The 12,157-nt window shown below is 68.4% G+C and carries 13 protein-coding genes and 1 pseudogene; 4 read left to right on the top strand and 10 right to left on the bottom strand.

Going from position 1 to position 12,157, the window contains the following annotated elements:
• Positions 1-54: 54 nt before the first annotated feature.
• Positions 55-495, bottom strand: a complete 441-nt coding sequence (locus AB0I22_RS33035; RefSeq protein ID WP_363134677.1) for a VOC family protein — start codon at positions 493-495, stop codon at positions 55-57.
• 802 nt (positions 496-1,297) lie between these two features.
• A complete protein-coding gene (locus tag AB0I22_RS33040) occupies positions 1,298-2,068 on the bottom strand; it encodes a lipase family protein (protein ID WP_363134691.1) in 771 nt (256 codons plus the stop codon).
• Positions 2,069-2,652: 584 nt separating this feature from the next.
• Here AB0I22_RS33040 and AB0I22_RS33045 point away from each other — a divergent pair.
• From AB0I22_RS33045 to AB0I22_RS33060, 4 genes are all read left to right on the top strand, one after another.
• Positions 2,653-3,066, top strand: coding sequence for a VOC family protein (locus AB0I22_RS33045; protein ID WP_363134678.1), 414 nt, complete (start codon positions 2,653-2,655; stop codon positions 3,064-3,066).
• A 261-nt stretch (positions 3,067-3,327) separates the two neighbouring features.
• A complete protein-coding gene (locus AB0I22_RS33050) occupies positions 3,328-4,542 on the top strand; it encodes a hypothetical protein (RefSeq protein ID WP_363134679.1) in 1,215 nt (404 codons plus the stop codon).
• A 546-nt stretch (positions 4,543-5,088) separates the two neighbouring features.
• Entirely contained in the window at positions 5,089-5,532 is a 444-nt protein-coding gene (locus AB0I22_RS33055) for an Rrf2 family transcriptional regulator (RefSeq protein WP_363134680.1), read from the top strand.
• 181 nt (positions 5,533-5,713) lie between these two features.
• Positions 5,714-6,955, top strand: coding sequence for an amidohydrolase family protein (locus tag AB0I22_RS33060; RefSeq protein ID WP_363134681.1), 1,242 nt, complete (start codon positions 5,714-5,716; stop codon positions 6,953-6,955).
• On the opposite strand, the gene AB0I22_RS33065 is transcribed toward AB0I22_RS33060, so the two are convergent.
• From AB0I22_RS33065 to AB0I22_RS33100, 8 genes and pseudogenes are all read right to left on the bottom strand, one after another.
• Positions 6,952-7,422: a hypothetical protein gene (locus tag AB0I22_RS33065; RefSeq protein WP_363134682.1), complete on the bottom strand. Its 471-nt coding sequence runs from the start codon at positions 7,420-7,422 to the stop codon at positions 6,952-6,954. The genes AB0I22_RS33060 and AB0I22_RS33065 overlap by 4 nt on opposite strands.
• Positions 7,412-7,603, bottom strand: coding sequence for a hypothetical protein (locus tag AB0I22_RS33070; protein ID WP_363134683.1), 192 nt, complete (start codon positions 7,601-7,603; stop codon positions 7,412-7,414). Before AB0I22_RS33070 ends, AB0I22_RS33065 begins: the two co-directional genes overlap by 11 nt.
• 569 nt (positions 7,604-8,172) lie before the next feature.
• Positions 8,173-8,777, bottom strand: a pseudogene (locus tag AB0I22_RS33075) (TetR-like C-terminal domain-containing protein).
• A gap of 18 nt (positions 8,778-8,795) precedes the next feature.
• The gene (locus AB0I22_RS33080; protein ID WP_363134692.1) at positions 8,796-8,870 is read right to left on the bottom strand and encodes a hypothetical protein; all 75 of its coding nucleotides are present in this window, start codon (positions 8,868-8,870) and stop codon (positions 8,796-8,798) included.
• Between the two features lie 976 nt (positions 8,871-9,846).
• Positions 9,847-10,323 carry a hypothetical protein gene (locus AB0I22_RS33085; protein ID WP_363134684.1) on the bottom strand — a complete coding sequence of 159 codons (477 nt, stop codon included), beginning with the start codon at positions 10,321-10,323 and terminating at the stop codon, positions 9,847-9,849.
• 85 nt (positions 10,324-10,408) lie between these two features.
• Positions 10,409-10,546, bottom strand: a complete 138-nt coding sequence (locus AB0I22_RS33090) for a hypothetical protein (protein WP_363134685.1) — start codon at positions 10,544-10,546, stop codon at positions 10,409-10,411.
• Between the two features lie 191 nt (positions 10,547-10,737).
• On the bottom strand, positions 10,738-11,019 hold the full coding sequence (locus tag AB0I22_RS33095; RefSeq protein ID WP_363134686.1) for a hypothetical protein: 282 nt from the start codon (positions 11,017-11,019) through the stop codon (positions 10,738-10,740).
• Positions 11,020-11,260: 241 nt separating this feature from the next.
• A complete protein-coding gene (locus AB0I22_RS33100; RefSeq protein ID WP_363134687.1) occupies positions 11,261-11,806 on the bottom strand; it encodes a hypothetical protein in 546 nt (181 codons plus the stop codon).
• Positions 11,807-12,157: the final 351 nt, after the last annotated feature.

Here is a 12,157-nt window from a genome sequence, read left to right on the forward strand (position 1 = left end):
GGCGGATCACAACCTCGATGATCTCGTTCGGCTGCATGGTGTGGTTCCTCCTTCTCAGCGCAGTTGCTCGGCGAGCCCGACGATGATGCCCTCCGGGCCGCGGACGTAGCAGAGCAGGTAGCTGTCTTCGAACCGGGCGATCTCGCCGAGGAGTTCGGCACCGTGAGGGCGCAGGCGGGCGACGGTGTCCTCGATGTCGTCGACGGCGAACATGACGCGGTGCGTGCCCAGAATGTTGTGCGGCCGGTTGCGCGGCCCGGCGCTGATTCCCACGGGGCTGCGGTACTTCGCCAGTTCGAGCCGGCTGTGACCGTCCGGGGTCCGGACCATCGCGATGTCACAGCGGACGCCGTCGAGGCCGGTGCACTGGTCGGCGACGAGGCCCTCGACCTCCGCCCTGCCCTCCAGCTCCATACCGAGTTCCACGAAGAACGCGATGGCGGCATCCATGTCCTCGACCACGATGCCGACGTTGTCCATCCGCTGAATCGCCATGCTGGTTTCTCCTTCTTCCCCGTGCGGCCCGTGGTGGCCGCTGATACCCCTTGGACGGAGCCGATGGCACGTTCTCGACATCCTCGGGCCGCCGAACTCCAAAAAATCTGGATCGCGCCTCAACACCGCTGAAGCAGTCCCGCGAGCCAGGCGCCACCGCCGAGGGAGAGTGTGACGCAGGTGGTCCTCCCATGAAGACGATCAGCCGCAGCGTGCCGTCCTCGCTTTTTCACGCTTCCTCGATGTTTCGCAGCGTGCGCGCTTGAGCATCGCGCATCCCCGATTGATTCACGGTGCCGGGGCGCCCTTGGCGGGCGGAGTTCCGTCGTGCCGCTCGCCTTCGCCGCGCCCGCCGCGCTGCTCCCCTGGCGGGCCCGAGCCTCCGTGGACGGGAACGCAGATCAGCGCTGGACGGGGGCTCTGGGACCGAGCTCCGGTACGTCACCGTCCAGCCGAACCTCGTTGCCGAGGTGCGCGCTGACACAGTTGACACAGCGGTGGACCGCGGATGGCACCGGTGTCCAGTGCGCTACCTGCGTATTCGGGATGACTGCCTTCCGGCGACATCGCGGCGGCGAGGCGACCGACGCGTCGGCACCTGATGTCTCATGGGACATGAGGAAGTCTGGAGAACGACAGCCACGGCCTGGTCGTCGCCCACACCTACGACGGCGAGGCCGTGGCTCCAGATCGGCAGCTCCGGTCGAATCGTCAGCGCCGCCTTCCCAGAACTGGCGGCCGCCGTAGCTCTCTGCCCCGGGGCCCGGGGTGGCCGGTGTCCGGGGTTGCCGGTGGCCGGTGGCTACGTGAGATTGCTTTCGAGGGCGGCGACGTAGCGCTTGATGGAGTGGTCGCGGATGCCGTCCGAGGCGGGGGCGAAAGCGTCCGCGGTCATTCCCTTGGCCCGGTCCGCGAGGCCGCCCAACAGGCCCATCGCATTGTGGAGTTTGCCATCGGAGTCGATGTACTTCAGCCCCTTGACGTGGGTGAAGGCGGGCTCGGGCGGCAACTGCGGCACGATGTCGTTGTTGTTGACGAAGCGGAACATACGGTCCGTGAAGCCCTCGTTGTAAGCGCCGGCCAGCAGCCGGTCGCAGGTGCGGGGCTGCCCGTAGGTGTAGACGCCGTCCGCCTGCAGTCGTGGGTCCTCCAGGTACATCCGGGCCCCGGCGAGCATCGCGAGGGCGCCGCCGAGGCTGTGCCCGGTGAACCACACGGTCTGGTTGCTGGTGCGTAGTTCGGCCAGGGTGTCCTTGACGTCCGGGAAAATCGACTGGAGGGCTTCGGCGAAGCCGTAGTGGATGTAGCCGGTCTTGGCTGGACCGGGCCACGGGGGAGTGGTGGCGTCCGAGAGCCAGTCGCGGATCTGCTTCGGCTCCGTGCCGCGGAAGGCGGTGATGATCATGTTGTCGCTTGCGGCGGTGTACGCCTGGGTGTCCTCCAGGGGGAACGGAGGGGTGAACCGCGTTGTGTGATGGCGCACCTCGTCAAAGCCCCAGGAACGTGCCTGGGTTTCGATGGTGGATTCGTCCTTGTACGCCAGGTCGGATGCCTGGGCCAGCCAGTAGGCCATGGGCAGGCTGTAGCCGGTGGTGGTGTGGTGGTCGATCAAGGACGGTGCGGTCACGGGGTGATCCCTTCGCTCGGCTCGGCGGCCGCGCCGTGCACCGGGCGTACCGGCGTGCGGCGGTCTTCTGGTGTGCCGTTCATGGGATCTCTACGCAGCGCCGGCCGATTTGACGCACTTTTCCCTCTTTCGGGCGGTGTGCCGGGCCGCGCTCGCGCGGTAGGGAGCCGGGCGCCACTGGACCGCGTTCACGCCGTCGCGATCTGCACTGTGGTCATGCTGCTGGACGTGACGCGCTCGGCCGCACCGCCGCCCTGAACGAGTGCGACGCGGTGGTCCTGGAGTACGAGCGGAGGGCTCGTCCCAGGCTGCCCTGCACGTACCGGCTGCAATTCCGCTGCCGAGGCTGCCGAAGTCGCCGGACCAACCCGACCGGCTCGCGGGCCCTCACCGACGCCGAGCTCCCGGTGACGTCAGCCGGCAAGGGCCGGGATGGGGACCCGTACCGGTCCGACGTCGACCGCGGCCCCGGCCTCGTACAGCCGGCCGCTCGCCCGAGACCGGAGTCGGAACTGGGCTAGAAAGGGGTCATGGAACTCACCCAGATACGCTTGCTGGTGTCCGACTTCGCCCCTGTCTACCGCTTCTACCGGGACGTGCTCGGGCTCAAGCCGCAGTTCGAGGCCGAGGGCGGCCCGTACGCCAAGTTCAGCCCTGGAACCGGACAGGCCGCGATCGCACTGCAGGACCGCGCGCAGATGGCCGGTGCGCTTGGGCGGTCGGCGGCAGAGCCGGAAGGGTGTCGCGCGCTGGTGGTGCTCCGGGTGGACGATCTGAACGCCGCCCATGCCGAGCTCATCTCGCGGGGTGCGGAGTTCACCCGAGGCCCGGGCCCTATGGGCGACCGGATTCGGGCCGCGTATCTGGAAGACCCGGCAGGGAACCTGATCGAGCTCCAGGAGTGGCTGGTGCTTCGGGACCAGGCTGGTAGCGCGCCGGCGTAACAGGACCAGAGGAATTTCGGGGCGAGACGCGGGGGTGTCGCAGGAGCGGGAGCGGGGCCACGTTGCCCCGAGCCCTTGAGCCGCCTGCGGAACGGTCGGCGATCGCTGAGGCTGAGGGGGTATCGGCCAGCCTGTCCACCGAGCCGCTGAGCGAGTCCTTGCCGCGGCTCGGCGGCACGGGCTGTCGCCCCGTGCTGCCGGGCTCTCAGACTCAGGGGTGGACAATCGGGAGGTTACGTTCACGTACCCGATGGAGTTCTCATGACCACGTCCCCGGACACCGCGCCCGCCCCCGAGGAACTTGCGGCCCCCGCTGCCGGGGCCGTTCCCGCCGAAGAGGCGAATGTGTGGACGGAACCTCTCGCAGCCGCGGGGGGCGCTGCCGCTCCCGTGCTTCCGTCACCTGCCCAGGAGCAGGTCGCCGCAGAGGAGCCGGGGCCGGCCCAGGAAGCCGGGGCCGACGCCCCGGTGGCCGACCAGGACGTCGAGAGCGCTGTGCGGCGGGACGCGCGGGAGTTCGGGGCGTTCGCGCGGACCGGCGGGTGGACGTTCGCGCTGAAGGTGGCGCGGAGCGTACGCCCCGGTGGAGCGCCGGCAGGGCAGGCGGACGAGCCGGAGCCGAAGGTGTCGGCGAAGGAGTTCGCCCGGCTCGCGGGCTGTTCCGCCGAGCGCGTGATGCGGTTCTGGCGAGCCTGGGACCGGGCGGCGGACGACGGCGTGGTCCCGGTGTTCGAGGCGCTGGCGCCCGGCGTGGACATCGATCTTCCGGACGCGGACGTGTGGCTCGGCTACTACACCTCGCGCTCCAGCGCGGACTCGCCGCGCGGCCAGGCGATCTCCGCGGTGGCCGAGGCGGAGGGCATCCGCCCGACCAAGGCACTGGAAGTGGCGGAGAACCCGACAGCGCTGCGCGCCGCGATCCTCGCCGATCCGGGCACCGCGCAGGCCGCCCGGCACGCGCTGCTGGACCGGCTGGAGGACGACCCGGAACTGGGCGAGGAACTGGCCAAGGACATCGCCCGCACGGGCGAACTGTCCAAGACGGTGGCGTCGGCGGCACGCGTGGCGTCCTCGGTGGATTTCGTAAGGGACGTCATCGACAGCGGTGAGATGACCACCCCCAGCGGCGAACGGGTGCCCGCCCCGGAGCACGTCGTGGCCGAAGCCAAACAGCACCTCGCGCTCATCGAGGGACTGGACGCGGAGGACGAGGCCCCGTATGCCGCAGACGCGCAGAAGACCATGCGCTCCCTGGTCGCCGAGGCCGTCGACAGCGACCCTCAGCTGCGCGCGCACGAACGCCGGTCACGGTTCCAGGGGAAGGTGCGCAAGGCCGCCAAGGCCTTCGAGGAGCTGACACTCGACGACGCGGCCGACCTCTTTGAAGAGGAACTCCTCGAACAGCTGGAGACCCTCCAGAGGGCCATCACCGACTGCATCACCGAACTGCGGGCGGCGGCCCCGGCCGACTCCTGACCAAGACGGGGCGTCCGCCACCGCACCGGTGGTCCAACCTCGAAGACTGACCGGCTGCTCGTGCCGGGTCTCGTTCCCGGCGCCGCATGCCTCGGCCGGGGACCGTTCTCACCCTTGAGGGCGGGCCCCGGCGCCCAACTGATCGACAGCGGGGGTTGAGGGCCCCTGCCCAGATAAATCACAAGCTGAGCGCGGGCACCACCACCGCCAGTGGTAGCTTCCGACAGCGTGGCACCTAATGATCCGGGATTGGCTTTGACGCCGGAGCTGGCCGGGAGGCTGGGGGACTGGGCTGCGGAGTTCGACGGAATCCTGTGCTGGGACGATCCGGCATCGTCTGACTTTCCGTCGCAGGAGGCCGAGCACGAAATTCGCCGGGACCGGCGAGAGGCTCGCCCGTCAACTCGCGCGGGAACTCGGACCTTCCTCCCGTGACCCCTTTTGGGCTCTTACCTGAGTCATGCCCCTTTGAGGTAACTCGGTTGAACACCGATCAAACTGCCACTACTGTGGTTACAGTTAACCGGCGACAGCGAGGAGCAGGAGATGGCGGGGCTCAGTAGTAGGAGCGCGGTCGCGATTCACGCGCTGGCGATGCTGGCGCACCGGCGTGGGGGCTCGTTGACTTCCACGGAGATCGCGGACAGTCTTGAGAGCAATCCAGTCCTCGTGCGCCGCGTCCTCGGCCGCTTGCGAGACGCTGACCTGGTGTGGTCCGTCGAGGGGCGGGGTGGCGGCTGGTCCCTTGCTCGCGCCCCGCGGGATATCACGCTCTATGACGCGTACACCGCCGTCGAGGAAGGGCAGATCTTCTCGCGGCACGCCCATCCGCCCAGCGGGGCGTGCGAGGTCGGACGCAACATCGGCGACCTGCTCGACGTCGAGTTTCAGGGCGCGGAACGAGCTCTGGAGGAACGGCTCGGCAGGACGACGATCGCCGGCCTGCTGCATCAGATACTGGCCTCCGGCAACGAATCGAGGGGTCACTGATCAGGCGCTGACGCATACCCGCTCCGCGTCATGGCGCACGCCTTAACTGTAACTGGACTAGTTACAGTTTTTCCAGCCCGGGTACTCCGGGCCCTCCTGACTCCGATGCCGACGGCCGCATGATCCGTCCGCGTGTACCCCGGCCCGAACACCTGCTCAGAACGCACCAGGAGTGAGAGCGATGCCCCAGGAATCCGAAGCAACCGCGAGCACGGGGGCTCGTGGCCCCGCGACCTACGACCTCGTGATCAGCCGCGCACATGTCTTCGACGGCCGTCAGGCGCTCGCCGGTCTGTACGACGTCGCCATCAACGGCGGAGAGATCGCTTCCGTCTCGGCCGAGCCGCTCAAGGGCAGACAGGAGGTGGATGCGGCCGAAGGATGGGTCATGCCGGGCCTGATCGACACTCATATCCATTTCTACGACGTGCGCGCGGTCTCCGATCCGGATTCGATGCGGGCGTTCGAGGAGAACGAGCTTCCCGGAAGGCTCGGGCTGTTCCTCGACCACGGGATCACCACTATCAAGTCGGTGGGTGATCCGACGGGCGGAATTCTGGACACGCGGGCGAAAATCGCCGCGGGCGCGCTGCGGGGCCCACGACTGCTGGCGACCGGCTGCGGTATCACCGGACGCGATGGGCATCCCGCCGCCACTGTCTTCAGCGGCAACCCCTGGGCGCGCGAGCGCTTCACGGGAGAGGTCGACAGCGTGCAGCAGATCCGCGACCTGGTGCACCACCTCGCCGACCGCAAGGTGGACGCGGTCAAACTCCTGTCGGAAGGCGCGTGTGCGCACGCCGACGGGCCGAAGTACCTCTGGCGGAATCCTGCCTTTCCGGATGGTGTCGAGTTGGAACGGCTTCCCCTCGACGTCCTTCGGGCGGGCATCGAGACCGGGCACGAGCGGGGCCTTCGGGTCACCGTCCACACCACCCAGCAAGCCGCGGCACGCGAGGCGATCGAGGCTGGGGCGGACGGCCTGGAGCACGGTGTCACCGTCGAGCCCCTCACCGACCACTCGCTCATCGACCTGATGCTCGAACACGGCATCACCTACACGCCCACGCTCTGGATCGACGATGCCCATCCGGACGCCCGTGGCAATCTCAAGAAGGTCGCCGAGGCTGGCGTGCACATCGCGCTGGGCAGCGACACCTTCAGCGGCCGGGGCCTGTTCGGAGCCAACACCCTGGATGAGGCCGAGCTCATGGTGGCGGCAGGGATGACGCCCACCCAGGTGCTGGCCGCAGGCACCAGCGGCGCGGCGCGGCAGTGCGTCCGCCCCGACCTCGGCGCGGCGGCACCCGGCAAGCGCGCCGACCTGCTCGTGCTGAACGCTGATCCCACTGCGGACATCGAAAACCTCCGCGACCTCCGCATAGTGATCCTGAACGGCGGGCTCGTCGTCGACAAGCGCTAGGTGTATTGATCACGAGCGTTGTTGACACTGGCAGGGCGGAGGACGGGATTGAGCTCGGCGAGCATATCGAGCAGCTGATGAGCCCCCCGGGAGATGTGGTCGTCGCCGTCCGCTGCCAGCTCCTCTGCCACCTGCAGTGCGTGGTCTCTGTCGGAGGACAAGATGCCGACCGCATCGGCGACGGCGGCGTGAATCCAGTCGAGGTGATTCGGATCGGCGTCTGCCAGTGCGGAGGCGACTATCGCCAGTCCGGTCCTGTCCCGCCGTCGGAGCACGGCTTCCGCGGTCACCCGGGTGACAAAGGTGTCGTCGGGGTCGAGTACGAGCTCGATCAGCAGCCCGACAGCTTCCGGCATCTCGGCGAGGCCGGCCAGCCCGCGACCCGCGTCCGCCCGATCACGGTAGTCACGGCTTCGTCCAAGCTCGCTGAGCGCCGCCACAGCCGCACGCCGAAGATCACTGTCCACGCGCTTGCCCGCCTTTACCATGGAGGGCGGCCGCGAGGAGGGCGACGGTCTGGGCGTCGTCGGCTTCGCTGTCTTCGTCGGCGACCGGGGCGCGCAGGGTGTGGTGCCAGAGGACCATCTCCTCCGCCGCCGACAGGCAATACTCCCAGGTGGTGTATGGGGCGCGCAGGGTGTCGGTCATCCGTGCACGGTATCCAACCCCCGCAAGGGGGCAAGGGGGTTCGAGGTGACCGGTCGCCGGGGTGACGGTGGTGCATGTGCCCGTCGCCCTCCGCGAGCAGATCCTGGCGTTGGAGAAGCTCACCGGCACGCTGTGCATGCTCTGCCTCGAGGCGACAGGCGAACCGCACTGACCGGCGGCACGGTGCGCGGGCGCCTTCGTAGCGTGCGGGCTCCAGACCCGGCAGGGGAGAGGACACCACGTGACACGGACCGACTCGGTGAGCCGAACCCGATGTGGCACCCGCCGCTACCGGCGGCCCAGCCGGCCACCGGCCCGGGCCCGGGAGGGTCCACGTGGTCCGCGCCCTGCCCGCAGGTGCACGTCGCGCTGTACCCGGATCCGGTCCCGGACGGACGCGCCGTACCCCGTGGACGGCGGCGTCTCCACCCCGGTCGGCCGCATGCTCGGCCACCACAACGAAATTTCCGCCGACGTCGACGAAACGTTGAGCAACTATGCGACCGGAGGTCACGCGCACGGTGAGCCGCTCACGACGGATGCGGGAAGCCGGTCACGTAAGGCCTCGTTCACCCCGCAGGTAGGCTCCCGCGCGCTGCGGCTGCGGCGGCCGCAGCGGCTTGGTCTGCGGCGGCTTCGTCGAGGCGGTCGCTGCTGGTCGGTAGGCGGTAGTAGAGGGGGGCGGAGACGGCACGGATGACCTCGTTGACATCGGTGCCCTCGGGCACTTTGCCCCGGTCGATGGCCCGTTGGACGCAGGGTGCCCACTCCTTGACGCGGATGTCGTAGAAGCGGTGCAGGGCCTCGGCTGTCTTCGCCTCGCAGGTGGCGGCGGCGATCACTGCCTTGAACAATGCTCCTTGCCGCGAGTCGGTTAAGGGGCGCTGCATGAGTCGGGTGTTGGCCTTGAGATCACCGAGCAGCGAGCCGGTCTCGGTACGCGGCAGTGACTGCTCGGCCATGTCCACCAGCAAATCGGCCACCAAACTGGTCACCGTTCCCCGGCGGCGGTAAACGGTGGTCTTGCCCACCTCGGCCCGGCGCGCGATGTCGGCCAGGTGGGCGAAGCCATGCTCCGTCAAGGCGCCCCTGCTGCTCGTAGGACCGCCGACCGCACCCGCGCCGTGGGCCCTCCAGGCCGGAAGGTCCCTGGATCAGCACCCCCAAAACCCATAACGGGACTCTAGTTTCGTTAACCGCTTACGGCATCGCCCGCCGCGTGCCCCATGCCGTCGTTCATCTGCATGAAGTGGTCGGCGTCGGCCATGACCACGGTCGCGTCGTCGCTGTGGCGGGCCAGGAGCCGACGGGCGCGGGCGGTGTGGCCTCGCGGCGCAACAGGCCGGTCAACGGGTCGCGGCGGGTGGCGGCGAGCTGCTTGTGCAGCGCGACCGTGTGGACCGCCCAGCCGGTCGGCGGCACAGCGGCGGTCGTGATTAAGAGGGTGCGCTGGGCGATCCGGCCTTGACCGCGCAGAAGGGGGACATATTTGGGATCTCCCTCGTCGCGTACAGGATGGGTGGGCCCGGGGCAGTCGTCGAAGCCGGTCGAGCGGAGCGGCTGCCCCAGGGAGGAGCTACAGCTCGACGCCCCCGTTGTCGGCGCAGGTCCAGCTGTACGGGTTTTCCCAGCGGCCGGCCGTGGCGGCGGGGCAGTCGAGTTCCCAGCCGGGCCGGTAGCCGCAGGCACCCCAGCCGTCCGGCCGTCCGTAGGGGATCTTGAGTCCGGCTGCCGCCGCGGTGTGTCGCCTCGTAGACCTCGTGTGCGCTTCGTACGATCGCGCTGCGACTGTCGGCGCGGCCGGTGAAGACGTGGACGCCGCTCAGGTCAGGGGGCGGTGCGGCGTTCGGGGCGTCGACCTCGAGGTAGGGCAAGGGCAGACGTCAATCTCCTCCTGTCCGTGGTCGAGGGCCACTGCGACCGCCCCGGTCCCGGCGGGTGCGGGTCCGACGCGCTTCTCGTCCGCCTTCACGTCGTGCGCGACGAGCAGACGACGCTCGGGCGTGGGCCCGGTGCCGGCGAGCATCACGCCGTTGGCGCGGCGGCTCATGCCTGACCACCACTGAACAGCACGTCCAGGTCGCTGGTCTCGCAACCACCAGCCACCGCCGAACGGCGGCCGGATCTTCGTCCGTTCCTTCACCTCGACCAGATGCTATTGGACACGGCGGATGACCTGGGATGCCTCTTCCACTAATGGTGACGTCAGGTGTTGGAACTGTCCGAATGCCCGGTGCCGGTGATCACATGTAGTGGAAGAAGCGATGCCACCACAGATGCTGCCAGTCGTCCATCACCGTCGGTCCGTCGTATCGCTTTCTCAGTATGTGTCTGGGCATCCAGAGGCAGTCGAGTGCCACCGCGGCGGCTTTGATCCGGCTGCGGTCCTCGTCATGCAGCCCGTCGGCGGGCTCTGCCGTGTCCGCGCTGATATCTCCTGCACCTGCAGTGATCAAGGATCCGAAATTGCTGAAGCGGATGACAACGAAGCTGTCGCTCTTCGTGGCGATGGTTGGAATGACGATGTTGCCGTGGAAACTGGCATCCTGTATTCCTCGAACGACAGAGTACGTGCAGTCAAATGCCTCGCCGATGTCTGCGGCAAGCCGATCGAAACGGGCCCGGGTGGCGACATGGTCGTAGTCCCGAGGGAATTCCCAGTGTTCTGGATCATCCAGATTCCGCAGCAGAGACAGTAGGTGCTGGTCATCGACGGTCATGTACTTCTCCCAGTGAGTCGGAAAGGTTGGTGTGGCGGCTGACTTCGTAGGCATAGTTGGCCCAGTCGTCGGCGGAGAGACGTTGTCAGGCGACGGCGACGTTGGTGTGGATGCCGAGGGTGCGGGCGAGGATCGCGGCCGGGATCTCGGTTGCGAGCTGGAAGAACACGATGCTGCGGACCTGATTGGGCCGGATACCGAGCTGGTTCAGCCGCTGTGTCACTGATGCCCGGCCGTCTGCCCCGGCGACCGTTGATGGACGGCATCGCGACATGCGCGGAGTCGGCGATGACCGCGCGGCCGGAGTGCTTGCCGTCGTACAGAGCAGCGTCGGCCGGGCGCTGGGTCGCCCCCTTCGTCGCTGCCGGCGTTGCTGGAGATGAGCGAGGTCTGAGGGCGGGCTGTCGGGTCCTGTCAGCCGGCGTTGGGGTCAGTTGGGGAGGCCCGGCGCATCACCACGCGCCAGGCGCCGACCGCGTCCGCCATGTCCCATGACTCGGCGCTCCAGCCTCTTGCTTCCAGTGCCGCCACCCCCCAGAAGATATCGGCCGGCTTCGCTGCGCCGCCCGGGGCTATCAAGAGGAGGAAGGGGTACGGGTATCCGTCGACCAGGGCGGGGTCGGCCCGTAGCGCCTCGACATAAGCCGTTCCTTCTGCGAGGAGGGCGTGGGCCTTACCGGTCTTGTGTGCGCGCATGTTCCACACTGTGTCACCCGCGTTGTCCGCACGCGGTGACGGGCCTGCCATGCCCGTGCCTTCCCGCCCCGCCGTCGGGTTGTCCGTGTAGGACGGAGCCGAACCTGTGGGATCTCCTCGATGGCGGTCCGCGGCTGCCTCTGCTGTCGGCGGTCGTGCTGCGGTGACTCGGCGAGGATGCCGATTCCGCCCGGGGCTTGGCTGGGGTCTTGGCGCGCCGTCTGCCTGCGGGGGGTTGGGTTCAGGGCGCGGCGGTGCGGCGTCGTGCTTCTTCGTCGATCTCCTGGCGCAGTGTTCGGATGGTGTCGGCGGGCCCGAGGACGGCGTCGGCGAGGTCGCAGAACGAGCTGATGGAGTGGTGGTCGTCGAGGTCGGGGGTGTGTTCGTGGATGAGGTGGCGCAGTCCTGACCAGCGGCGGGCCCATTCGCTGACGTGCCAGGCGGTCATTTTGTCGAGGTAGTCGACGGCGGGGCCGGTGCCGTTGATGCGTTTCTGCCCGGTGAGGCTTTCCCGTCCGGCGTGAACGTGCTCGAAGGCCCACAGCAGCGCGAAGTAGTGGTCGAGGACGTCCCGGGTTTCGGTATCGGTCCGGGCGGGTGCCCGCCGGTAGAACTCGAGCGCGCTGCGGGCAGCTGCTGCGGTAGGCGAGGTGAGCTCGGCGTAGAGGGACCGGGCCAGGTCGAAGCTGTCCTTGACGCTGGTGCCGCGGGCTGCCCATGCGGCCATCGCCGCGGCGCCGAAGGCGACGGCCGCCGACGCGCTGGAGATCAGCATCTCCGATCTCACAGCACCTCCGAACACAGGGGCGTGAGTTGTCACGGCGAGCTTTCCCGCTTTCGCCCCACCCCAGCACTCTTGCCGAGTACTTCATCTCGCCGCAGTTGCCCGGCATCAGGCGTCGGGGCGACGCTAAGCAACTGCGGTGAGGTCGGCTATCGGGGGGCAGCCGCTGAGGGCTCGGCGTTCCGCCCCATAGGCATCTGTGATCTTGTGGAGGATCTAGGGCCTGTATTGAGTCGTGATCGGTTTGCTGGATTCGCCGTCGTTCCGGGGGCGGATGCGGTAGTCCGGTGTGTATGACGCGTGCGCAGCTGACGGATGGGGAGTGGGGATTCGTCGAGCCGTATCTGCCGGTCG

The organism is Streptomyces sp. NPDC050610, assembly GCF_040654875.1.
GTDB lineage: Bacteria > Actinomycetota > Actinomycetes > Streptomycetales > Streptomycetaceae > Streptomyces.